The organism is Desulfuromonas carbonis, assembly GCF_054658035.1.
In genome coordinates this window covers 598,870-620,512 of record NZ_BAAHXR010000002.1, presented here as the reverse complement: position 1 = coordinate 620,512, position 21,643 = coordinate 598,870, and the positions used below count along the sequence as shown (strand labels likewise).

The following is a 21,643-nucleotide window of genomic DNA, read 5'->3' as shown; positions in this document are numbered from 1 at the left end:
GATCTTTTGGACCCTTTCAGCTTTGTTCTTTTACACGAGGATGCGCAAACCCGTGCCCGTCGCGGCCGGCTTCTGACCCGCCGCGGCGTGGTTGAGACCCCGGTCTTCATGCCGGTCGGAACCCAGGGGACGGTCAAGGGGATGCTGCCCGAATCGCTGGTCGAGGTCGGTGCCCAGATCATTCTGGCCAATACCTACCACCTTTTCCTGCGGCCCGGCCACGAGCGGGTGGCGCGCCTCGGCGGTCTGCACCGGTTCATGAACTGGAACCGGCCGATTTTGACCGACAGCGGCGGATTTCAGGTCTTCAGCCTCGGCGACCTGCGCAAGATTGATGAGGAAGGGGTGCGGTTTCAGTCGCACCTCGACGGCTCGTCCCAGGTCCTGACGCCCGAGTCTTCGATTGCCGTTCAGGAGGCACTCGGGGCCGATATCATCATGGCCTTTGACGAGTGCATTCCCTATCCCGCCAGCCGGGACTACGTGCTCCAGTCAACCCGGCGTTCCGGACGCTGGGCCCGGCGGTGCCGTGACGCGCGCCGCACCGATGACGGGGCCGCCCTGTTCGGCATTGTACAGGGCGGGATGTTTCCCGAACTGCGAGCCGAGAGCGCCGCCGAGTTGATCGAGACCGGCTTTGAAGGCTATGCTTTGGGAGGGCTGTCGGTCGGTGAAGAGGCCGACTTGATGTACGCCATGATGGAAGAGGCGGTGCCGCTCCTGCCACGGGAGAAGCCGCGTTACGTCATGGGGGTCGGAACCCCGGAAAATTTGATCGAAGGGATCGCCCGCGGCGTCGACATGTTCGATTGCGTGATGCCGACCCGCAACGCACGTAACGGCGTCCTCTTTACCAGTTTCGGTCGCATCAGCATCAAGCAGGCCCGCTTTGCCGACGACGCCGATCCCGTCGACCCGGAGTGCAGCTGTTATGTCTGTCGCAACTACAGCCGGGCCTACCTGCGGCACCTCTACCAGAGCAACGAGATTCTCGCCTCGGTTCTCAATACCTGGCACAACCTGCACTACTATCAGCAGTTGTTGATGCAGGCGCGAGAAGCCATTGAAAAAGATCGATTCGATTCATTCCGTCGCGAATTCTATTCCCGGCGGACGGGACCTTAACCAGGCTGTCCAGTTCTTCATTACCCCATACTGCCCAAGGAGGAAATATTATGATCATGAATCTTTTTACCGCGTCCGAAGCCTTTGCCATGGCCGGCAATCCCCAGGGCCAGCAGGGTGGCGCTCCCGCCTACCAGGGGATCATCATGCTGGTGATCATGTTCGCCATCTTCTATTTTCTGCTGATCCGGCCCCAGCAGAAACGGGCCAAGGAGCACAAGGCCCTGGTTGAAAGTTTGGCCGCCGGTGATCAGGTCGTCACTGCCGGGGGAGTTCACGGCAAGATCGTCAGCGTTCAGGAGACGATCGTAACGCTGGAGATTGCTACCGGCGTCAAGATCAAGATCAATCGCAGCTCCATTGTTGGAACCAGCCGCGAACAACAATAAATCCGCCATCGTCTCGGCTGCGGGCGGCGTTTTAGTCGCCCCGATCCGGGTATCCGAAAGGAGTTACAGGCTGTCATGTCCAAAAGCTTAAAGTTGCGGGGATTCGTGGTTTTCCTCTCGCTGGTCATTGCGGTGATCGCGTTGGCGCCGACCTTCGCCCGGGAGAGCCTCCCCGAGTGGTGGACCAGGGCGGTTAATCCGATTCATCTCGGTCTCGACCTACAGGGGGGCATGCACCTGGTCCTCGGCGTCGAAGTCGATAAGGCGGTGGATAGCCGTCTTGACAGTATCATCGACCAGACCGACGGGCTGCTGCGCGAGAAGGACATCGTCTTCAAGCGGATTGTTCGGTCCGGTGACGACCGCCTGACGATCATTGTCTATGATCAGGAGGCCGGCAGCCAGGTCGATGCGCTGATGAAGGAGAGCTTTCCTTCCCTGGAGGCGCTCTCCCTGACCGACAGTGGCGGATACATCGAAAAGAACTATCGCCTCAGCGCCGGGGAGATCGATTCCATCAAGGACTACGCCGTGCGCCAGGCCCTGGAAACCATGCGCAACCGCGTCGACCAGTTCGGGGTCAGCGAACCGACCCTGCAGCGCCAGAGCGATAACCGGATTCTGATCCAGCTGCCGGGGGTGAAAGATCCCCAGCGTGCCATCAGCCTGCTCGGCAAGACTGCCCGCCTCGAGTTCAAGATGGTCAACGAGGAGGTCAACCCCCAGGACGCGGTCAAGGGGAACCTCCCGCCCGGTTCGCAGCTCCTCTACGAACGCCGGGTCGATCCGCGGAGTGGGGCCGTCAGCGAGACCCCGCTGGTGGTTTATGACAAGACCGCCCTGACCGGAGACCTCCTCTCCGATGCCCAGGTGCGCATCGATACCCGCTTCAATGAACCCTATGTCGCCATCGATTTCAACAGCGTCGGGGCCAAGCGTTTCGACCAGATCACCGCGGCCAACGTCGGCAAGCGGATGGCGATTGTCCTCGATGATACCGTCTACTCGGCCCCGGTAATCCGGGAGCGGATCTCCGGCGGCAGTGCCCAGATCAGCGGCTCCTTCACCGAGCAGGAGGCGACCGATCTCGCCATCGTCCTGCGTGCCGGTTCCCTGCCGGCCCCGGTGAAAATCCTCGAGAATCGTACCGTCGGACCGTCCCTCGGTCGCGATTCCATCGAACAGGGGACCCTCTCGGCGATCGTCGGCGCGATCCTGGTGATCATCACCATGCTGATCTACTACCGGCTCTCCGGAGTGGTGGCCAATATCGCCCTGATCCTCAATTTCGTGCTGATCCTGGCGCTTCTCTCCCTCTTCAAGGCGACCCTGACGATGCCCGGTATCGCCGGTATCGTGCTTACCCTGGGGATGGCGGTCGATGCCAACGTTTTGATTTTCGAGCGTATCCGCGAGGAACTGCGTCTCGGAAAACCAGCGCGCGCGGCCCTCGACGCCGGCTTTTCCAAGGCCTTTGTCACCATTATCGACGCCAACGTCACCACCCTGCTGGCGGCTCTGATCCTGTTCCAGTTCGGGACCGGTCCGGTCAAGGGGTTTGCGGTAACACTCTCGGTGGGGATTCTCGCCTCCCTTTACACGGCCATCTTTGTTTCCCGCGTCATTTTCGACTACTTCCTTGACCAGCGCCAGGTCAAGCGGTTGAGCATTTAAGGAGCCCGGCATGCAAATCGTCAGACCGGATATCAATATCGACTTTGTCGGCAAGTGCAAAATGGCCGTCATCTTCTCCTGGGTGCTGATCCTGATCGGCATCGGTTCGCTGGTGGCCAAGGGGGGACCCAACTACGGCATCGATTTCGCCGGGGGGACTCTGGTCCAGGTCAAGTTCGAACAACCGACCGATGCCGGCGCCATCAAGGCCGCCCTCAAGGAGCTCGATCTCGGCTCGATCAGCGTGCAGCAGTTCGGTGACCAGCCGAACGAATTCCTGATCCGGGCCCAGAACACCAGCGACGAGCTCGAAGGCCTGTCACAGAAGGTGCAAACGATGCTCGAGCAGACCTACGGCAGCGGCAAGGTCGATCTGCGGCGGGCTGAAATGGTCGGGCCCCAGGTTGGCAAGGACCTCCGCCAGAAGGGGCTGCTGGCCGTTGTATGGGCCATTGTCGGCATCCTGATCTACATCACCTGGCGCTTCGAATTCCGTTTTGGCCTCGGTGCGGTTATCGCCACCCTCCACGACGTGCTGATCACCCTCGGCGCCTTTTCCCTCTTCAACATGGAAATCGACCTGCCGATCATCGCTGCCTTCCTCGCCATCATCGGTTATTCCCTCAACGACACCATCATCGTCTGCGACCGGATCCGCGAGAACATGGGGAAACATTCCAAGGATGGGCTGGCTGCGATCATCAATCGCAGTGTCAACGAGACCCTGTCGCGAACGATTCTCACCTCCGGGACGACCCTGCTGGTGGTTCTCGCCCTCTTCATCTTCGGCGGCGGGGTTATCCATGGCTTTGCCTTCGCCATGCTCGTCGGCATCCTCATCGGCACCTACTCCTCGATCTTCGTCGCCAGCCCGGTGATTCTCTTCTGGGAGCGGCGCAAGGGGAATGCTGAACCGGTCAGCAGCGGGAGGGGCGCATGAAAAAGGAAGTCTGGTTTTTTGCCGGAGTGGCCCTGATCGTCGGCATCCTCGTCGGGGTCCTGGTCGCCAGTCGTCTTCAGGGTCCCTCTTCCACGACAGCCTCCTCTGCACCGCCGACGGCACCGGTGCCGGCGGTCAACTACCAGCAGCAGATCTCGATGCTGGAAGGGATCGTCGCCCAGGATCCCGGTAACCGCAACGCCTGGGTGCAGCTCGGGCACAACTATTTCGATTCGCAGCAGCCGATGAAGGCGGTCGAGGCCTATGGCAAGGCCCTCGAGCTTGACGGCAACGATCCCGATGTCCTGACCGACCAGGGGGTCATGTTCCGTCAACTCGGCTGGTACGACCGCGCCATCGAAAATTTCAACCGGGCCAACCAGATTGCGCCCGACCATGCCCAGAGCCTTTTCAATCTCGGGATTGTCTACCGCTACGACCTGAAAGACCTGGAAAAGGCCCGCAAAGCCTGGGAACGCTACCTCGCGATCAGCCCCAGCGGCCCGGGGGCCGACAAGATCCGGGCCGAACTCGAATTCCTGAAAGCGCACCCGGAGTTGCCGGCCGAGGCGACCCAGGGGATGAAATAGAACCCCCTCCTTCCGGCCGGCGCAGAGCGCCGGCCGGAAGCGTTTTGGAGTCCCATGATTCCGCGCCGCCAATCCGCTCTCCTTGTTTTCCTTCTGCTCACCCTCCTCCTCACCGGATGTCAGCCCCAGCGGGTGCTGCGTGGCGAGCTGAGCGGGGACCTCTTCTGGCAGGGGACGGTCTATCTCTCCGGTGACGTCACCCTCCTTGCCGACAGCCAGCTGCGGATCGCCCCCGGCAGCCGGGTGCTCTTCCTCCCCCCCGGCCCCGGTGAGGATCTGCTGCAGGACCACCCCAATTTCCCCGGCAGTGAACTGATTGTCCGCGGCACCCTGGTGGCCGATGGCCTGCCGGAAAAACCGATCACTTTTGCCGCCGCCGATCCTGGCGCACCCGCCGGAAGCTGGGGCGGGATCAACCTCAGCGCAAGTCCGGGCAGTCGCTTTAGCAACTGCATCTTTCGGCAGGCGGACAGTGCCCTGCACAGCCAGGAGTCGACCCTCCTCGTCGAAAATTCCCTCTTCGACGGCAATCTGGTCGGCATCCGCTTTTTCGGCAGTGCCATCCGCATCGAGCACAACCTGCTACGCAACAACGGCACGGCGATCCGGTTTCATTACGGGGCTCCGCGCATTCGGGGCAACCGCCTGGTTGAAAACGTCCGCGGCATCTTCATTACCGCCGAACCGCGCGACTATCTCATTACCGGCAACGAAATCCTCGCCAGCCATGAATTCAGCGTTGTCCTCGGCGAAGACGTCCCCGAAGATGTCGAACTGGGCGGGAACTTCTGGGGGAGTCGTGACCCCGAAATGATCCACCGCGGATTTTTTGACCACAGCCGGGTCGATTATCTCGGTCGGGTCCTGATCGAACCCTACCGCGTTGCACCGATTGCCGGTGCGGGGCCGCCATGGAGCCGGTAACCGAGCGCCGCTGGCGCCAGCGCGGGACGGAAGCGGACGCTCCGTCCCTCACCCGCCTCTGTCGCGACCTCGGTGTTGGCCCCCTGACTGCGCGGGTTCTGCACGGGCGCGGTTTCACCGACGGCGATTCGGCCCGGGCCTTTCTCGCCGCCGGGCTGCGTGACCTCCCCGACCCGACCGCCCTCGGCGGGATGGCAACGGCGGTGGCGCGCCTGGTTCGCGCCGTCTGCGGCGGGGAGCGCATCCTGGTCCATGGCGACTACGATGTCGACGGCATCACCGGCACCGCGCTGCTGGTGGAGAACCTGCGGAGTTTCGGCGCCGAGGTCCTCTCCCACATCCCTCTGCGTCTGCGCGACGGCTACGGCCTGTCCGCTGCCGCCCTCAAGGAAGCGGCTGCCCAGGGGGTAACGGTGGTCCTCTCCGTCGACTGCGGCGTCTCCGCCGTTACCGAAGCCCGGATCGCCCGTGAGCTGGGCCTCGACCTGATCATCACCGACCATCACCAGCCTCCCGACCCGCTCCCCGTCGCCCACGCCATCGTCAATCCGCAGCTCCCCGGTGAGACCTTTCCCGGCCAACAGCTCGCCGGCGTCGGCGTCGCCTTTTTCCTGCTGGTCGCCCTGCGCCAGGCACTGCGCGAAATGGGTCACTTTTCAATCCGCCCGGAACCCGACCTGCGCTATGGCCTCGATCTGGTCGCTCTGGGGACGATTGCCGACCTCGTCCCCCTGACCGGGATCAACCGCATCCTGGTCAGGGCCGGGCTCCCCCTGCTCGAACAGAATCGGCGCCCGGGGGTCAGGGCCCTGCGCGAGGTCGCCGGGGTGCGCCGGGTGACGGCCGGCAGCGTCGGCTTCCAGCTCGCCCCGCGCCTCAATGCCGCCGGTCGCCTTGAGGATGCCGGCCGCGGCGTCGACCTCCTGCTCGACCGGGAAGGGCGCGAGACCAAGGCGCTGGCCAGCCAGCTCGATCGTTTCAACCAGGAACGGAGGCGTCTTGAGGAGGAGACCCTGCTACAGGCGATTGCCGCGCTCGAATCGGTTGCGGACCAGGCCGACCAGAGTATTGTCCTGGCCGACGAGCGCTGGCATCCGGGGGTCATCGGCATCGTCGCGAGCCGCCTGGTCGAGCGCTACCACCGGCCGACGGTCCTGATCGCGCTGGAAGGGGAGCAGGGGAAGGGATCGGCGCGCTCGATCCGCGGTTTTCACCTCTACCAGGCCCTGGCGGCCTGCCGGGAATACCTGGAGGGGTTCGGAGGGCACGAGTTCGCGGCCGGTCTGAGCCTGGCGGGATCTTCTCTGGAGCTTTTCCGCCGCGCCTTCGAAGCGCAGGCGCGGCAACGCCTGGTTGCGGAAAACCTGATTCCCGAGGTTCTCTTCGACGGGGAGCTTCTGCTCGCGGAGCTCGATGCCGCCGCCGTCGAAGACCTCGAGCGGCTCGCCCCCTTCGGGATGGGGAATGCGGAGCCGGCTTTCGTCCTGCGCGACATATCCGCCCGGCAGGTTCGCCTGCTCGGCGAGGAGCACCTCAGGTTTACTGCCCAGCAGGATGGCTATAGCCTCCCCTGCGTGGCCTGGCGGCTGGCCGGACAGCGGCAGCTGCTCGATGCCCCGGTCGACCTTCTGGTCCATCCGGAATTCAACGAGTGGCAGGGGCGAAGACAGTTGCAATTGCGGGTGCGGGATGTGCGACCGGCGCTGGGGACGGATTGAGTGCTGGGTGCTGAGTGGTAGCAGAGGAAGTGCTCAGGCCTTTTTCAGATGGACGAACCAGTAGGCGAAGGCGACGAAGACGACACCGCCAATGATGTTGCCGAGGGTGACTGGAACCAGGTTGGCGACAAAGAAGTTGGTCCAGGTCAGGCCGGCGGCGGGGGTGCCGAGGCGCTCGGCGAGAAAAAGCCCGGTCGGAATAAAGTACATGTTGGCGACCGAGTGTTCAAAACCGCTCGCCACGAAAGCCATGATCGGACCGTAGCAGGCGAGAATCTTCCCTGGGATGTCGCGGGCCGCGGTTGCCATGAAAACCGCCAGGCAGACCAGCCAGTTACAGAGAATCCCCCGCACCAGGGCGACGTCGAAGGGGAGGGCGGTCTTGGCGGCGGCGATCCTGACGGCGTGCTCGGCGACCTGGCCGCTCTGCCAGAGGTTGGAGCGGAACATCAGCCAGGCGAAGAAGAGCGAGCCGAGAAAGTTGCCGACGATCACCACCAGCCAGTTTTCCAGCAGCTTCCCCCAGGAAATTTCCCGCACCAGCGCCGCCTTGGTCAGCAGGCTGTTGCCGGTAAAGAGTTCGGCGCCGCAGATGACCACCAGCATCAGGCCGAGCGAGAAGACGCTCCCCCCCAGGAAACGGGCGACCCCCTGGCCGAGGTGGATCGCCGCGTCCTCGGTGACGACCGTCGCCAGTTCGGCGCCGAAGGCGATATAGAAGCCGGCCAGCAGGCTCAGCACCATGGTCCGCGACAGCGGCTGGGTGGTCACCCGGCGGCCGGCAGCGACAATCGCCTCGACGGTTTCAGCGGGGGAGAGAAATCGTTTTTCCATTAATTAGATACCGTGACTCGTGATTCGTGATTCGTGATTCGTGATTCGTGATTCGTGATTCGTGATTCGTGATTCGTCGTCTCGCTGCCCTCAGAACTCAGAGCTCAGAACTCAAAATTCAAAATTCAAAATTCAAAATTCAAAATTCAAAATTCAAAATTCCCCCTAAAGCCCCGCCTCTTTCGCCACTTTCTCCCAGGCCGGCAGGCTGCGCTGAATGATTGCCGTATCGATGCAATAGGCGATGCGGAAGAAGCCCGGGGCGCCGAAGCCGGTGCCGGGGACGAGCAGGATGTTGTGCTTCTGGGCGAGCCGGACGAAAGCGAGGTCGTCGGCGAGGGGGGATTTGGGGAAGAGATAAAACCCGCCTTGCGGTTTGACCATCGAAAAGCCCAGGGCGGTCAGGTTGTCGTAGAGGAGGTCGCGCTTGGCGCGGTACTCCTCGACGTCGACGCTTATCCGCTGCAAGCCGGCGACCAGTCGCTGCATCAGCGCCGGCGCATTGACGAAGCCGAGCACCCGGTTGCAGAAGATCGCCCCCTCCAGAAAGAGCTTGACGTCTTCCAGCGCCGGGTTGACCGCCAGGTACCCGATCCGCTCACCCGGGAGGGCGAGGTCCTTGGAGTGGGAGGTCGCAATCACCGCGTTGCGCACGTAACGGAAAATTCCCGGAACCTCGACATCGTAGCTGAGGCGGGCGTAGGGTTCGTCGGAGATGACGAAGATGGTCCGCTCCAGCTCCTGCTCCTTGCGCGCCAGCATTTCCCCCAGCGCCTTAAGACTGGCCGCCGGATAGACGACGCCGGTCGGGTTGTTGGGCGAATTGAGCAGCAGCGCCCGGGTGTTCGGGGTAATCGCCTTTTCAATCGCCGGAATGTCAAGCTGGAAGGTCTCCGGGTCGGTCCAGACCTCCCGGGTAACGCCGCCGTGATTGTCGACGTAAAACTTGTATTCGACGAAGTAGGGGGTGAGAATAATCACCTCCTCGCCGGGGTTGAGAACCGTCTTCAGCGCGACGTTAAGGGCGCCGCCGGCGCCGCAGGTCATGATCACATGCTCGGCGCCGAGCGGTTGCGGGGACTTCTCGGAGACGACCGCGGCAACTGCGGCCCGGGTCTCCTCGTAGCCGGCGTTGTTCATGTAGCGATGCATGCCGGGGAGGGGCGCGGCGGCGAGGCGCGCCAGCTCAAGGCGCAGTGCCTCCGGCGGCTCCACCGAAGGGTTGCCGAGGGTAAAGTCAAAGACATTTTCGTCGCCATGGATGGCGCGCAGCTGCGCCCCCTCCTCGAACATCTTCCGGATCCAGGACGAGCGTTCGATACAGGCGCGAACCTTCAATGAGATGGACATACAGGCCTCCGGCGGCAGATTCGGGTCAGTGGCGAGCAGTTTAGCCGCGCCCGGCGAGGTGGTCAAGGGAAACTGCGGCCGGGCGGCCGGCGCCGACGGGAATTGCAATTTCGTGGCGGATGGGCTACATTTCCCATCCCTTATGACTGTGACGAGGTGAGCAATGGCGGCAGGAAAGCTGGACGGGTTGCGAAAGAAGATCGACAGCATCGACGACAAAATACTCGACCTGCTCAACGAGCGGGCCCGGGTGGTGCTCGAGGTCGGCAAGGCGAAGGCCGGAAGCAGCCAGCAGTTTTATGTTCCCAGCCGGGAGCAGGCGATCTACCGGCGCCTCGCCGAGCATAACCCCGGTCCCTTTCCGACCGATGCCATCCGCCGCGTCTTCCGGGAGGTGATCTCTGCTTCCCTCTCCCTCGAACAGCCGATGAAGGTCGCCTTTCTCGGGCCGCTGGCCACCTATACCCATGTCGCCGCCATGCAGCAGTTCGGACTCTCGGCGCAGCTGGTGCCGCAAAAGGGGATCGCCACCGTCTTTGACGAGGTGCTGCGCGGGCGCGCCGACTATGGCGTGGTGCCGGTGGAGAATTCGAACGAGGGGGTCGTCTCGCACACCCTCGACATGTTCATGGAGTCCGAGCTGAAGATCCATGCCGAGATTCTCCTGGAAATCTCCCATGATCTATTGTCGCGCTCCGGTGATCTCAGCCGGGTGCGCAAGGTCGTTTCGCACCCCCAGGCGCTGGCCCAGTGCCGCAAGTGGTTGCAGGAGAACCTTCCCGACATCCCGCTGGTCGATGTCGCCAGCACCGCCCTGGCGGCGCAGATGGTGGCCGAGGACGACAGCGCCGCGGCGATTGCCAGCGAAATGGCCGCCAACCTCTATGATCTCCAGGTGGTGAAAAAGAAGATCGAGGACAATCCCAACAATTTCACCCGCTTTCTGGTGATCGGCATGCAGACGCCGGCCCCGTCCGGGCGCGACAAGACCTCGATCATGTTCAGCGTCCGCGACGAACCGGGGATCCTCTACCGGATGCTCGAACCCTTCAGCAAGCGCCAGCTCAACCTGTCGAAAATCGAGAGTCGTCCCTTCAAGAAGAAGGCCTGGGAATATATCTTCTTTCTCGACCTGGAGGGGCATGCCGAGGAGCCGTCGGTGCATGATGCCCTCGAAGAACTCAAGGGGTACTGCACCCTGTTCCGGGTGCTTGGCTCCTACCCGAAGGCGCGATAAGGGCGGAAATCCTGTCGCGGCATCTTCAAGATCTCCATCCATTTCTACAGGAAGCATCCATGGCTGGTTCGTCTCAGGATAAGTTGTTCATCCCCCGGCTCGCGGTTATCGGGGTCGGTCTGATCGGCGGTTCCCTCGCCCTGGCTCTGAAGCAGGCCGGTGCGGTCGGTGAAGTGGTCGGTATCGGTCGCGGCCTGGCGAATCTCGAGACAGCCCTGCGGCTCGGCGTAATCGATCGGATCGAAAGTGATACGGTGGCGGGCGTTGCCGACGCCGACCTGGTCTTCCTCGCGACCCCGGTGCTGAGTCTGGCTGCGGTGGCGGCCCGGGTGCTGCCGGCGATGAAGCCGGGTGCGATTCTCACCGATGGCGGCAGCGTCAAGGGGGCGGTGATCGAAGCGATCGCGCCCCTGGTTCCGGTCGGGATCCACTTTGTCCCCGGCCATCCGATCGCCGGCACCGAAAAGAGCGGCGCCGAAGCCGCCTTCCCGACTCTCTACCAGGGGCGGCGCTGCATTCTCACGCCGACGGCGGCCACCGACCCGGACGCCCTCGACCTGGTGCGCCGGGTCTGGGAGGTTGCCGGCAGCGAAGTGGTGGTGATGGGGGTGGAGAAGCACGACCGGGTGCTGGCGGCGATCAGTCATCTGCCACACATGGTCGCCTATGCCCTGGTCAACGCGGTCGGCGCCTACGACCGTTACCAGGAGAATATCCTCGAATATTCGGCCGGTGGTTTTCGGGACTTTACCCGTATCGCTTCCTCCGATCCGACCATGTGGCGCGATATCGCGGTGACCAACCGTGAAGCGCTGCTGGAGATGATAGAACAGTTCGAGACCCACCTCGCCGAACTCAAGGAGGATATCCGCCGCAGTGACGCCGAGCGCCTCTACGAGTTTTTCCTCCGTTCCAAGCAGAGCCGCGACGCCATACTGTAAAATCGGTTTTGAGTTTTGGGTAGAAGCCCTAACCCAGAACTCAGAACTCAGAACTGACTCATTCTTTGAGGTTTGCATGGAAACCCGCACTGTCAAATCGGTCACCGGCCTGCGCGGTGAAATCACCGTTCCCGGCGACAAGTCGATTTCCCATCGCTCGATCATGCTCGGCTCCCTCGCCCGGGGAACGACCGTCGTCAGGGGCTTTCTCCATGGCGAGGATAATCATTCGACCCTCAACGCCTTTCGTGCCATGGGTGTCGAGGTGACGGAAGGGGAGGCGGGCGAACTCCGCATTGCCGGTCTCGGCCTGCACGGCCTCAAGGAGCCGGCCGATGTCCTCGATTGCGGCAATTCCGGGACCACGATTCGCCTGATGACCGGCCTTCTCGCCGGCCAGAACTTCTTTTCGGTTCTCACCGGCGATCGCTACCTGCGCAAGCGGCCGATGAAGCGGGTGCTCAATCCCCTGGCCAGCATGGGAGCCCGGATCTGGGGGCGCGGCGGCGGCGACCTGGCGCCGCTGGCGATCCAGGGCGGCTCCCTGCGGGGGACCAGCTACGATTCACCGATTGCCAGTGCCCAGGTCAAGTCAGCGCTGCTCCTCGCCGGCCTCTACGCCGAAAGCGAGACGACGGTGCGCGAACCCCACCTGAGCCGGGATCACAGCGAACGAATGCTGCGCTACTTTGGCGTCGACGTGCGTCCCTTCCCCGGCGGGGTCACCCTGGTCCCGGGGCAGCCTCTGGAGGGGCGCGAAGTTCTGGTCCCCGGGGATATCTCTTCCGCGGCCTTTTTCCTCGTCGCGGCCCTGATCACCCCGGGTTCAGAGCTGCTGATCCGCAACGTCGGCGTCAATCCGACCCGCAGCGGCATTATCGACATCCTGCAGGCCATGGGGGGCTCCATCGAGCTGCTCGAGCCGCGGGAGCTCTCCGGCGAGCCGGTGGCCGACCTGCTGGTGCGCAGCAGCGAGCTGCAGGGGATCGAGATCGGCGGCGAGGTGGTGCCGCGGGCCATCGACGAATTCCCGGTCGTCAGTGTGGCGGCCGCCTGTGCCCGCGGGGTCACGACAATTCGCGACGCTCGCGAACTGCGGGTCAAGGAGACCGACCGCATCGCGGCCATGACCACCGAACTCGGCAAGCTCGGGGCGCAGATCGTTCCCCGGGAGGACGGAATGGAGATTACCGGCGGCAGCCTGCTGACCGGAGCCCGCGTCTCTTCCCAGGGGGATCACCGCATCGCCATGAGCATGGCGATCGCCGGGCTGGTTGCGCAGGGAGAAGTGACGATCGAGGATACTGCCTGTACCGCCACCTCCTTCCCGACCTTCTGGGATTTGCTGGGGACGGCGGGTAACTGATTATTTACGAGGGGACAGCTGGAAGCCAATGACAGATAAGCAGCCAATCATTGCCATTGACGGCCCGTCCGGGGCCGGGAAGAGCACCTTGAGCAAACTCCTGGCGCGCGAGCTGGGGCTGGTCAATATCGATACCGGCGCCATGTATCGTTGTGTTGCTCTGGCGGCGGCACGGCGCGGCATCGACCCGGAAGATCATGCCCGCCTCGGTCAGCTCTGTGGCGAGCTGCGCATCGATTTTTGCCGTTCCGCAGCGGGGGAGCGGGTCCTCCTCGATGGGGAGGATGTCTCCCTGGCCATCCGCACTCCGGAGATCAGCCTGCTGACCTCCCGGGTGGCCGCTTCCCCCGCGGTTCGCCAGGCGCTGGTCGGACTGCAGCAGGCCCTCGGCAGAGCCGGCGGCGTCGTCCTCGAAGGGCGGGATATCGGTACCGTGGTCTTCCCCCGCGCCGACGTCAAATTCTTCCTGATGGCCAGCGCCGAAGAGCGCGGCCGCCGCCGTTTCGACGAGCTGCGCGCCCGGGGGGTGGAAGTTGACCTGGCACAGACTATTGCCGAGGTCCGGGCCCGGGACGAGGCCGACAGCGATCGCGAACATGCGCCGCTGCTGCAGGCTGCCGATGCCGTCGTCATCGATTCCACCGGCAAGGGGATCGACGCGGTGCTGGCGGAGATGCTGCAGATCATTGAGGAACGGACAGCGTGCGCCAGGTCCTGAGGCGGACCCGCACTTCCGGTGGAAGGGAAGCCTGGTTATGAAGATCATCCTCGCCAAGAGCGCCGGTTTCTGCTTTGGTGTCAAGCGTGCAACGCAGATGGCCTTTGATGCCGCCGACCAGGTGGAACGCATCTGCTCCCTCGGCCCGATCATCCATTCTCCGCAAATGGTGCGCAAGCTGGAGGAGAAGGGGGTCAGGGTGGTCGGGCGGGTCGAGGAACTGGAGGATACCGCCGTCATTATCCGCTCCCACGGGGTGACCGCCGAGGAACTGGAGAGTATCGTCGAGCGGGAACTGGTCGTCGTCGATGCCACCTGTCCCTTCGTCAAGAAGGCCCAGGATTATGCGGCGCTGCTCAGCAGGGAAGGGTACCTGGTCGTCCTGGTCGGAGAAAAGGATCATCCCGAAGTCCAGGGTATTGTTTCCTACGCCCGTCATGGCGAGGTGCGGGTCGTGGCCGATCGTTTTGAGGCCGAGACCCTGCCGCGCGTCGCCCGGATCGGAATTGTCGCCCAGACCACCCAGTCCCTCGAAAATTTCCAGGAGGTGGTCGCGGTCTGCCTGCAGCGCAGCAAGGAGCTGCGGATTTTCAACACGATCTGCGATGCGACCGCGGTACGCCAGAACGAGGCCCGACAGATTGCGGAAAAAGCCGACCTGATGCTCGTCATCGGTGGCTTCAACAGTGCCAATACCAACCGCCTGGCCCAGCTCTGCCAGGAGCTGCAACCGCGCACCTATCATGTGGAAACTGCCGAAGAAATCGACGCCGCCTGGTTTTCCGGGGTCGGGACGGTCGGCATCACCGCCGGGGCTTCGACCCCGCGCTGGATCATTGACGAGGTGGTCTCCCGGGTCGAAACCATCGCCGCCGGACGGGCTTGATTGCCGGCGCGCAGGACCCGGTGCCGGTCCGAAATAATAATTTGTTTTTTCAGGGACCTTGTGTTAAGGTCCCTTTTCATGGCCGCACGGCCAGCTGTCGGAAACGACAGCAAAATCGTTAGGGGGTAACAGGTTTAATGGCGGACAATAACAGTACTTTCAACCAGCATGACGAGGCCGAACTGATGGACGACGACAAAGAGTTCGGCGAAGAAATGGAACAGAGCTTCGAGGACATGTTCGAGAACAGCCTCAAGGAGCTCAAGCCGGGCAACGTCGTTACCGGCACAGCCGTTCAGGTCACATCGGATACCGTCGTTGTCGATGTCGGTGGCAAATCCGAGGGCGTGATTCCGCTCAGCGAATTCGTCGATGAAAACGGCCAGATGAAGGTCGAGGTCGGTGACGAATTCGATGTTCTGATCGAGCGCACCGAAAATGAAAACGGGCTGATCAGTCTCTCCAAGGAGAAGGCAGACCGGCAGAAGGTTTGGAACGCTCTCGAAGAGGATGCGGTCGTCGATGGCCGGATCATCTCCCGCATCAAGGGGGGCCTCTCGGTCGATATCGGCGTCAGCGCGTTTCTGCCTGGTTCCCAGGTCGATCTGCGCCCGGTTCGCAATCTCGACAAGCTGATCGGCGAGACCTTCCAGTTCAAAATCATCAAGCTCAACAAGCGACGCGGCAATATCGTCCTTTCCCGCCGGGTTCTGCTTGAGGAGCAGCGTGAGAGCCAGCGCAGCGTAACCCTGCGCACCCTCGAAGAGGGTCAGGTTGTCGAAGGCGTGGTCAAGAATCTTACCGATTACGGCGCCTTTATCGATCTTGGCGGCATTGACGGCCTGCTGCATATCACCGACATGTCCTGGGGGCGGGTCAATCACCCTTCGGATATCCTCGCCGTCGGCGACAAGGTTAACATCAAGGTCCTCAAATTCGATCGGGAGAAGGAACGCGTCTCCCTCGGGCTCAAGCAGATCACGCCTGACCCCTGGCTCGATGTTGACACCAAATACCCGGTGGGCAACAAGGTGACCGGCAAGGTCGTCAGCCTGACCGATTACGGTGCTTTCGTCGAACTCGAGGAAGGGATCGAAGGGCTGATCCACGTTTCGGAAATGAGCTGGACCAAGCGGATCAAGCATCCCAACAAGATCCTCAATGTCGGTGACGAAGTCGAGTCGGTCGTCCTGGCCCTCGATATTGCCAACCGCCGCATCTCCCTGGGCCTTAAGCAGGTCGAACCGAATCCCTGGGACGTCATCGGCGAGAAATTCCCGATGGGGACGATCATCGAGGGACAGGTGAAGAACATCACCGATTTCGGCATCTTTGTTGGTGTCGACGAGGGGATCGACGGGTTGGTGCATATCTCCGACCTCTCCTGGACCAAGCGCATCAAGCATCCCTCCGAGCTTTACAAGAAGGGGGACCTGGTCAAGGCCGTTGTTCTCAATATCGACCGTGAAAACGAGCGCTTCTCCCTTGGCGTCAAGCAGCTGACTCCCGATCCGTGGTCGGAAATCCCCAAGCGTTATGCGCCCGGGACGATTATTCGCGGCAAGGTGACCTCGGTCACCGACTTCGGGATCTTCCTGGAGGTTGAGGAGGGGATTGAAGGTTTGATCCACGTCTCCGAAATCAGCAAGGAGAAGATCGACACTCCCAAGTCGTTTGCCAATATCGGTGACGAGCTGGAAGCGGTCGTCCTGCATGTCGATACCGTTGAGCGCAAGATCGCGCTTTCGATCAAGCATCTCGCCGACCAGAAGGAAAAGGCGGAAGTCGACGCCTTCCTTGGCGCCCAGCGCAACGCCACCTCGAACCTCGGTGACCTTCTCCAGGGTGCCATTGGCAAGAGTAACAGCGAGAAGGGCGAAGAGTAATAACTGACCGTGTCGAGAGCCCCCGTAGCAACGCTGCGGGGGCTCTCAGACTTCGGGGTTCTCTCATGAAAAAGCGTCCATTTTTGATGGCCCTGTTGACTCTTGGTGCCATCTTTCTTTTTTTTCTGTTCCTGATTGTCGCGGTCTCCGGGCTGCGTGGGCCAGCGTCCGGTCTCGCCCTTGGCGATAAGGTCGGGGTTATCGAGGTGCTCGGGGTAATTGCCGATTCCCGGGAACTGACCCGGCAGATTGTCGATTTCCGCAATAACGAGTCGGTGAAGGCGGTCGTTCTGCGGGTCGATTCGCCCGGCGGTGGCGTCGGTCCTTCCCAGGAAATATGCGAAGAGGTCGGCAAACTGGCCGCCGTCAAACCGGTCGTGGTATCGATGGGGTCGGTGGCCGCTTCGGGTGGTTACTATATTGCGGCGCCGGCGACGCGGATCCTCGCCAATCCCGGGACCATTACCGGCAGTATCGGCGTCATCATGGAGTTTGCCAACATCGAAGAACTGTTGGGAAAAGTCGGGTTGCGCAGTGAAGTGGTCAAGAGCGGGGCGCACAAGGATATCGGTTCCCCGACGCGCACCATGACGCCGGCCGACCGGGCGATTCTGCAGGGGATGATTGACGATGTCTACGATCAGTTTGTCAACCAGATCGCCCATTCCCGCAAGCTCCCCCTCGACCAGGTGAAGGCCCTCGCCGACGGCAGGATTTTCAGTGGCCGCCAGGCTCTTGCCCAGGGGTTGGTGGACGAACTGGGAAACTTTCAGGATGCCGTTGCTGTCGCTGGTCAACTCGCCGGCCTGGAGGGCGAACCGCGCCTGCTCTATCCCCCGCAAAAGAAACCGGCGTTTCTCGATTACCTGGTGGAGGAGACGACCACCCGCTTTGCAAAAGGACTCACCGGGGCGATGTCGCCCGGTTTGCAATATCTCTGGACCCACTCGAATTAGGAGGTGTCAGGTAATGACCAAAAGTGAATTGATCGAACAACTTTCCGTCAATGCTGCGGCCTTGAACCGGAAAGAAGCGGAGATGGTCGTCAATACCATTTTCGACAGCATCGGCAACGCGCTGGTAGGGGGGGATCGCGTCGAAATTCGCGGCTTCGGTTCTTTTACCATACGCGAACGGGATGCCCGTGAAGCGCGGAACCCGAAGAGCGGCGAGGTGGTGAGGATCCCTTCCAAAAAGACGCCCTTTTTCAAGACCGGGAAGGAGTTGCGCGCCCGGGTCAACGTCGGCGAAGCCTGAGTGTTTCCAGGTCGACCTGTTGCCGGTTGGAACGACCAAGGGCCCCGTTGTTTCAACGGGGCCCTTGGTTTTGGTAAGGCAACTGGCAACGCGGGAGGATGGTTCGGTGCCGCAAAGGTCTTCTCAGCCGGCATCGTGATTCCAATTGCGTCTGCCAATTGCCTGTCTGTCTCTCCGGGATGCCGGCCGCTGCTTCAGAGTGGAACCTTGGGGAAATTAGCGCTATCCTTGAAAATCGCTTCAGGCGTCCTGCTCGGTGGCAGGCTGGCTCACCACGACTTTGACCAGGGGCGCGCAAACTGTGTGTTGGTTACAGCCTGAGCCGCATGTCATGCATCCCAGAGAATTCAAAGAGCCGTTTGTAGTTTCATGCTAACAGGTGAAAATGGGCTGTCAATGCAAAAAATGAGAAAATGCTTATCTCGCATTTTGTCGAAAAAATGGGTTGGCTGCAGTTCCTCCCGCCACTCTGGCATTGACCTAAACCGGGGGCGCGGTGGGCGCTGAAATCTGGCGGCATACCGTAGCGGCCGAAGACTCCGGGCTGCGCCTCGACCAACTTCTCGCCCTGCGGCACGGGGAGCTCTCCCGCACCCTGGCGCGCAAACTGGTGGAACTGGGGGGGGTACACCTCGAAGGGCGGCGGGTGCGCAAGTGCGGGCAGCTTTTGCAGGCCGGTCAAAAAATCGAACTATTCCGGGATGAGGCTCCCCTGGAGCCCTTCATCCTCGGAGAGCGTCATCTCCTGTTCCGGGATCAATGGCTCCTTGCAGTGGCCAAGCCCGCCGGAATCGAAACCCAGCCGACGCCGGCCCGTTACCGCGGGACCCTGTACGCGGCGCTCCTCGATTTTCTGCACAACCCTTTTCGTCCCCTTGACCGTCCCTCCCTCGGCATGGTGCAACGTCTCGACCGTGAGACCTCCGGCGTCATGATCTTCTCCATTCATCCCCGTGCCCACAAGGAACTGACCGCCTGCTTCACCGCGCACCGGGTTGAAAAAATCTACCTGGCCCTGGTTCAGGGCGTTGTCGCCGCCGACAGCGGGGAATTCTGCAGCTATCTTGCCCGCAGCCGCCACGGCAACCGGGTCAGTTCCGTCCCCCGGGGGGGCAAAGAAGCCGTAACCCGGTTCCGGGTCCTGGAACGTTTTCCCAGCGCGACCCTGGTCGAGGTCGAAATCCTTACCGGGCGCACCCACCAGATCCGGGTTCACTTCGCCGAAGCCGGCCATCCCCTCCTCGGCGACCGCCTTTACGGTAAGGCGAGCGGGGAGCCCCGGCGCCAGATGCTCCACGCGTTCCGTCTCACCCTGCCGCATCCGCTAACCGGAAAGCTGCTGGCTCTTGAGGCGCCGCTGCCGGCGGATATGGCGGCCGTTCTCGAGCACCTTCGCAGCGGCGAAGCGATCGAAAACCTGGCACTCTCCTGACGCTCTGACGAGGAAAGATTGACCATGATCCCTTATCCACAGATCGACCCGATTATCTTCCGCCTCGGCCCCCTCGCCGTACGCTGGTACGGCATGATGTATCTGCTCGGTTTTGTCGGCAGTTACTTCAATATCCGCTACCTGGCCCGGCGCCGCAACCTGCAGCTGGGGGACGACCAGCTGTCGGACCTGCTCTTCTGGGGGGTCTGCGGGGTCATTCTCGGCGGGCGTCTTGGCTATACCCTCTTCTATAACGCCGAGTTCTATTTTCGCCACCCCCTGCAGATCTTCCGCATCTGGGAAGGAGGGATGAGTTTCCACGGCGGGATGATCGGCGTGGTGACCGCTCTCGCCATTTTCTGTATGCGCCGGAAATTGCCACCGTTGCTGGTGGGCGATATCGTTGCCGCCGCGACCCCGATCGGGCTCGGTCTCGGACGGATCGGCAATTTCATCAATGGTGAACTCTGGGGGCGGGTGAGCGATCTCCCCTGGACGATGGTCTTTCCCGGCGCCGGCCCCCTGCCGCGTCACCCCAGCCAGCTCTACGAGGCGGTCCTGGAAGGCCCCCTGCTCTGGCTTATTCTCTGGTATCTGCACCGTCGCCAGGTTCGCCCCGGAATTCCCATGGCCAGCTTTTTCCTTGGCTACGGGGCCTTCCGTTTCCTGGTCGAGTTTTTTCGGCAGCCTGACGCCCAGCTCGGGTTCTTGTGGGGGGGGGCGACCATGGGGCAACTTCTCTCACTGCCAATGATAATTGGCGGCCTGGTCGGACTTCTCTGGCTCGGGAAACAACGGGGAGGCGCCGGATGAAACCGGTACGGGGGATTATCTACGACTGCGACGGGGTTCTTTTCGAAAGTCGCGCTGCCAACCTCGCTTATTACAACAGCGTGCTGAAAAGTTTTGACGCAGCGCCGGTCTCGGCCGCGGACCGGGAACTCGCCCGGATCTGCCATACCGCCGCCAGTCCCGAGGTCTTCAGCGCCCTGCTCGGAGCGGACCGGGTCACATCGGCAATGGTAGTGGCGCAGGGACTCGACTACCGGCAATTCATTCCCCACATGTCCCCCGAACCGGGCCTGGTCGAGGCTCTTGCTACGCTTTCCACCTTTTTGCCTCTCGCTGTGGCGACCAACCGCGGCAACAGCATGAGCGAGATCCTTTCCCATTTTTCCCTGGGCCAGTTCTTCCAGGTGGTGATCACCAGCCGGGATGTGCCGCGGCCAAAACCGGCGCCCGATATGCTGCACCTCGCCGCCCGGCGTCTCGGGCTGGCAACGGAGGAGCTTCTCTTTGTCGGTGACTCCGAACTCGACCGCCAGGCGGCAGCGGCGGCGGGAATCCGTTTTGTCGGCTACAAACCGGATGGGGAAAATGAAGGGGAAGGGGTGCGTATCAATGCCCATCGGGAGCTGGTGGAGCTGCTGCAGTCGGAGGGGGTATTGCCTGGCGCTTGAGGTCGGCCGGGGCAGGGGAGGTTACTGGAGGAGTTTGGTCATTTCCAGGACATGGCCACCATTATGCCGGCGGTAGGAGACCGTATCCATGATTGAGCGGATAATGTAGACCCCCCGGCCATGTTCGTTAAGCCCCTTGAAGTCAGGGCTGGGCAGGGTTGTCACGTCGAATCCCTGCCCCTGGTCATAGACTTTGATCGAGAGGGTGCGGTTGAGAATGCTGATGGTGATATGGACTTCCCGTGCCGGGTCATCCTCGTTGGCATGGCGGATGGCGTTGGTCATGGCTTCCGTCAGCACCAGATTCATCTGGTAAGCCAACTCTTCCCGGTCCCCCCGATAACGTTTCAGGGTTCGGGCGATATCCTCGCCAATCTTGCCGATCAGGCCCAGGTAACGGGTCTGGTTCGGCACCTTGATATCGACCTCGATGTTTTCCGCCATCGTTTTCGACCCTCTGCCTTTTCCCCTGCAACAACCAGCCGAACTTTTTCATGGGAACCGTTCGTTGCCAGACTATCCTTGTCTTCTGCCCCCGGCCTGACAGAAGGATTGGTCAGAAACTGGCCAGCGCCTCATCGGCCGCCGGGAAAATTTCGAAGACCCGATGCAGCCTGGTCAATTCGAACATCGATTTGACCTGCGGTTGCAGGCCACACAGTTTGAGATTACCGTTGCGCGCGCTTGCATTCTTGAAGCCGGAGACGAGAGAGCCCAGGCCCGATGAATCGACGAAGCGCACATCCTTGAGGTCGATGACGATACTGCTTTTCCCCTCGTCAAAGAGCTTGAGCATCTCCGCCTTCAATTCGCCGCTATTGTGAGCGTCGAGGCGTTCCTCCCTGATATCGATCCGTACCACCTGCCCCTGTTCCTCAATATTGAGATTCATCCCGACTCCTCCCTCTGGATGGTT

Annotated in this window: 22 protein-coding genes and 1 other RNA gene; 18 read left to right on the top strand and 5 right to left on the bottom strand. The window is 61.9% G+C overall.

The annotated features are described in order from the left end of the window. The first annotated feature begins 6 nt into the window (after nucleotides 1-6). The 7 genes from tgt (at nucleotide 7) to recJ (ending at nucleotide 7,360) form a co-directional block, all read left to right on the top strand. Nucleotides 7-1,125: a tRNA guanosine(34) transglycosylase Tgt gene (gene tgt / locus ACYQ8E_RS05215; RefSeq protein ID WP_066727506.1), complete on the top strand. Its 1,119-nt coding sequence runs from the start codon at nucleotides 7-9 to the stop codon at nucleotides 1,123-1,125. 50 nt (nucleotides 1,126-1,175) lie between these two features. Beyond that, complete coding sequence (gene yajC, locus ACYQ8E_RS05210; protein ID WP_335339833.1) at nucleotides 1,176-1,514, top strand: preprotein translocase subunit YajC; 339 nt, start codon at nucleotides 1,176-1,178, stop codon at nucleotides 1,512-1,514. 75 nt (nucleotides 1,515-1,589) lie between these two features. Beyond that, nucleotides 1,590-3,188 (top strand): protein translocase subunit SecD, encoded by a 1,599-nt coding sequence (gene secD, locus ACYQ8E_RS05205; protein ID WP_459860334.1) that lies wholly within the window; start codon nucleotides 1,590-1,592, stop codon nucleotides 3,186-3,188. Nucleotides 3,189-3,198: 10 nt separating this feature from the next. Next, on the top strand, nucleotides 3,199-4,128 hold the full coding sequence (gene secF, locus ACYQ8E_RS05200; protein ID WP_066727504.1) for a protein translocase subunit SecF: 930 nt from the start codon (nucleotides 3,199-3,201) through the stop codon (nucleotides 4,126-4,128). After that, complete coding sequence (locus ACYQ8E_RS05195; protein WP_066727503.1) at nucleotides 4,125-4,718, top strand: tetratricopeptide repeat protein; 594 nt, start codon at nucleotides 4,125-4,127, stop codon at nucleotides 4,716-4,718. Before secF ends, ACYQ8E_RS05195 begins: the two co-directional genes overlap by 4 nt. A gap of 54 nt (nucleotides 4,719-4,772) precedes the next feature. Next, nucleotides 4,773-5,642, top strand: coding sequence for a right-handed parallel beta-helix repeat-containing protein (locus ACYQ8E_RS05190; RefSeq protein ID WP_459860332.1), 870 nt, complete (start codon nucleotides 4,773-4,775; stop codon nucleotides 5,640-5,642). Continuing rightward, the gene (recJ, locus tag ACYQ8E_RS05185; RefSeq protein WP_459860331.1) at nucleotides 5,630-7,360 is read left to right on the top strand and encodes a single-stranded-DNA-specific exonuclease RecJ; all 1,731 of its coding nucleotides are present in this window, start codon (nucleotides 5,630-5,632) and stop codon (nucleotides 7,358-7,360) included. The genes ACYQ8E_RS05190 and recJ overlap by 13 nt, the downstream gene beginning before the upstream one ends. A 33-nt stretch (nucleotides 7,361-7,393) precedes the next feature. Here recJ and ACYQ8E_RS05180 read toward each other — a convergent pair whose 3' ends face one another. Both ACYQ8E_RS05180 and ACYQ8E_RS05175 read right to left on the bottom strand, forming a co-directional pair. Then, on the bottom strand, nucleotides 7,394-8,194 hold the full coding sequence (locus ACYQ8E_RS05180) for a formate/nitrite transporter family protein (RefSeq protein WP_066727500.1): 801 nt from the start codon (nucleotides 8,192-8,194) through the stop codon (nucleotides 7,394-7,396). A 165-nt stretch (nucleotides 8,195-8,359) separates the two neighbouring features. After that, nucleotides 8,360-9,544 (bottom strand): pyridoxal phosphate-dependent aminotransferase, encoded by a 1,185-nt coding sequence (locus tag ACYQ8E_RS05175; protein ID WP_459860329.1) that lies wholly within the window; start codon nucleotides 9,542-9,544, stop codon nucleotides 8,360-8,362. 163 nt (nucleotides 9,545-9,707) lie between these two features. On the opposite strand from ACYQ8E_RS05175, the gene pheA reads away from it, so the two are divergent. The 8 genes from pheA to ACYQ8E_RS05135 all read left to right on the top strand — a co-directional run bounded on the left by pheA (nucleotide 9,708) and on the right by ACYQ8E_RS05135 (nucleotide 17,835). Next, complete coding sequence (gene pheA / locus ACYQ8E_RS05170; RefSeq protein WP_066727498.1) at nucleotides 9,708-10,781, top strand: prephenate dehydratase; 1,074 nt, start codon at nucleotides 9,708-9,710, stop codon at nucleotides 10,779-10,781. 59 nt (nucleotides 10,782-10,840) lie between these two features. Continuing rightward, entirely contained in the window at nucleotides 10,841-11,722 is an 882-nt protein-coding gene (locus ACYQ8E_RS05165; protein ID WP_459860327.1) for a prephenate dehydrogenase, read from the top strand. A gap of 76 nt (nucleotides 11,723-11,798) precedes the next feature. Continuing rightward, complete coding sequence (gene aroA / locus ACYQ8E_RS05160; RefSeq protein WP_459860325.1) at nucleotides 11,799-13,088, top strand: 3-phosphoshikimate 1-carboxyvinyltransferase; 1,290 nt, start codon at nucleotides 11,799-11,801, stop codon at nucleotides 13,086-13,088. Between the two features lie 28 nt (nucleotides 13,089-13,116). Beyond that, nucleotides 13,117-13,806: a (d)CMP kinase gene (gene cmk, locus ACYQ8E_RS05155; RefSeq protein ID WP_459860324.1), complete on the top strand. Its 690-nt coding sequence runs from the start codon at nucleotides 13,117-13,119 to the stop codon at nucleotides 13,804-13,806. Between the two features lie 37 nt (nucleotides 13,807-13,843). Next, complete coding sequence (gene ispH, locus ACYQ8E_RS05150) at nucleotides 13,844-14,692, top strand: 4-hydroxy-3-methylbut-2-enyl diphosphate reductase (protein WP_066727494.1); 849 nt, start codon at nucleotides 13,844-13,846, stop codon at nucleotides 14,690-14,692. A gap of 137 nt (nucleotides 14,693-14,829) precedes the next feature. Beyond that, nucleotides 14,830-16,578: a 30S ribosomal protein S1 gene (locus ACYQ8E_RS05145; protein WP_066727493.1), complete on the top strand. Its 1,749-nt coding sequence runs from the start codon at nucleotides 14,830-14,832 to the stop codon at nucleotides 16,576-16,578. Between the two features lie 65 nt (nucleotides 16,579-16,643). Beyond that, nucleotides 16,644-17,534, top strand: a complete 891-nt coding sequence (sppA, locus tag ACYQ8E_RS05140) for a signal peptide peptidase SppA (protein WP_066727492.1) — start codon at nucleotides 16,644-16,646, stop codon at nucleotides 17,532-17,534. Nucleotides 17,535-17,547: 13 nt separating this feature from the next. Then, nucleotides 17,548-17,835, top strand: coding sequence for an integration host factor subunit beta (locus tag ACYQ8E_RS05135; protein ID WP_066727491.1), 288 nt, complete (start codon nucleotides 17,548-17,550; stop codon nucleotides 17,833-17,835). A 167-nt stretch (nucleotides 17,836-18,002) separates the two neighbouring features. On the opposite strand, the gene ssrS is transcribed toward ACYQ8E_RS05135, so the two are convergent. Next, nucleotides 18,003-18,183: non-coding RNA, 6S RNA (gene ssrS / locus ACYQ8E_RS05130), on the bottom strand. Between the two features lie 148 nt (nucleotides 18,184-18,331). Here ssrS and ACYQ8E_RS05125 point away from each other — a divergent pair. The 3 genes from ACYQ8E_RS05125 to ACYQ8E_RS05115 are packed head-to-tail and all read left to right on the top strand — an operon-like array spanning nucleotide 18,332 to nucleotide 20,727. Continuing rightward, complete coding sequence (locus ACYQ8E_RS05125) at nucleotides 18,332-19,267, top strand: RluA family pseudouridine synthase (RefSeq protein ID WP_231875320.1); 936 nt, start codon at nucleotides 18,332-18,334, stop codon at nucleotides 19,265-19,267. 27 nt (nucleotides 19,268-19,294) lie between these two features. Then, nucleotides 19,295-20,080 (top strand): prolipoprotein diacylglyceryl transferase, encoded by a 786-nt coding sequence (gene lgt / locus ACYQ8E_RS05120; RefSeq protein ID WP_197463783.1) that lies wholly within the window; start codon nucleotides 19,295-19,297, stop codon nucleotides 20,078-20,080. Continuing rightward, entirely contained in the window at nucleotides 20,077-20,727 is a 651-nt protein-coding gene (locus ACYQ8E_RS05115) for an HAD family hydrolase (protein ID WP_066727489.1), read from the top strand. The genes lgt and ACYQ8E_RS05115 overlap by 4 nt, the downstream gene beginning before the upstream one ends. A 21-nt stretch (nucleotides 20,728-20,748) precedes the next feature. On the opposite strand, the gene ACYQ8E_RS05110 is transcribed toward ACYQ8E_RS05115, so the two are convergent. Then, a complete protein-coding gene (locus ACYQ8E_RS05110; protein ID WP_066727488.1) occupies nucleotides 20,749-21,171 on the bottom strand; it encodes an ATP-binding protein in 423 nt (140 codons plus the stop codon). 112 nt (nucleotides 21,172-21,283) lie between these two features. Continuing rightward, entirely contained in the window at nucleotides 21,284-21,619 is a 336-nt protein-coding gene (locus ACYQ8E_RS05105; protein ID WP_066727487.1) for an STAS domain-containing protein, read from the bottom strand. Between the last annotated feature and the right edge of the window lie 24 nt (nucleotides 21,620-21,643).

Bases quoted from the DNA above. Each gene is read 5' to 3' on its own strand.
- secD (WP_459860334.1), top strand. From the start codon at position 1,590: ATGTCCAAAAGCTTAAAGTTGCGGGGATTCGTGGTTTTCCTCTCGCTG.
- ACYQ8E_RS05195 (WP_066727503.1), top strand. From the start codon at position 4,125: ATGAAAAAGGAAGTCTGGTTTTTTGCCGGAGTGGCCCTGATCGTCGGC.
- ACYQ8E_RS05175 (WP_459860329.1), bottom strand. From the start codon at position 9,544: ATGTCCATCTCATTGAAGGTTCGCGCCTGTATCGAACGCTCGTCCTGG.
- ACYQ8E_RS05110 (WP_066727488.1), bottom strand. From the start codon at position 21,171: ATGGCGGAAAACATCGAGGTCGATATCAAGGTGCCGAACCAGACCCGT.
- ACYQ8E_RS05105 (WP_066727487.1), bottom strand. From the start codon at position 21,619: ATGAATCTCAATATTGAGGAACAGGGGCAGGTGGTACGGATCGATATC.
- ispH (WP_066727494.1), top strand. From the start codon at position 13,844: ATGAAGATCATCCTCGCCAAGAGCGCCGGTTTCTGCTTTGGTGTCAAG.
- ACYQ8E_RS05165 (WP_459860327.1), top strand. From the start codon at position 10,841: ATGGCTGGTTCGTCTCAGGATAAGTTGTTCATCCCCCGGCTCGCGGTT.
- sppA (WP_066727492.1), top strand. From the start codon at position 16,644: ATGAAAAAGCGTCCATTTTTGATGGCCCTGTTGACTCTTGGTGCCATC.
- ACYQ8E_RS05115 (WP_066727489.1), top strand. From the start codon at position 20,077: ATGAAACCGGTACGGGGGATTATCTACGACTGCGACGGGGTTCTTTTC.
- ACYQ8E_RS05180 (WP_066727500.1), bottom strand. From the start codon at position 8,194: ATGGAAAAACGATTTCTCTCCCCCGCTGAAACCGTCGAGGCGATTGTC.
- ACYQ8E_RS05135 (WP_066727491.1), top strand. From the start codon at position 17,548: ATGACCAAAAGTGAATTGATCGAACAACTTTCCGTCAATGCTGCGGCC.
- recJ (WP_459860331.1), top strand. From the start codon at position 5,630: ATGGAGCCGGTAACCGAGCGCCGCTGGCGCCAGCGCGGGACGGAAGCG.
- ACYQ8E_RS05145 (WP_066727493.1), top strand. From the start codon at position 14,830: ATGGCGGACAATAACAGTACTTTCAACCAGCATGACGAGGCCGAACTG.
- pheA (WP_066727498.1), top strand. From the start codon at position 9,708: ATGGCGGCAGGAAAGCTGGACGGGTTGCGAAAGAAGATCGACAGCATC.
- yajC (WP_335339833.1), top strand. From the start codon at position 1,176: ATGATCATGAATCTTTTTACCGCGTCCGAAGCCTTTGCCATGGCCGGC.
- aroA (WP_459860325.1), top strand. From the start codon at position 11,799: ATGGAAACCCGCACTGTCAAATCGGTCACCGGCCTGCGCGGTGAAATC.
- secF (WP_066727504.1), top strand. From the start codon at position 3,199: ATGCAAATCGTCAGACCGGATATCAATATCGACTTTGTCGGCAAGTGC.
- ACYQ8E_RS05190 (WP_459860332.1), top strand. From the start codon at position 4,773: ATGATTCCGCGCCGCCAATCCGCTCTCCTTGTTTTCCTTCTGCTCACC.
- cmk (WP_459860324.1), top strand. From the start codon at position 13,117: ATGACAGATAAGCAGCCAATCATTGCCATTGACGGCCCGTCCGGGGCC.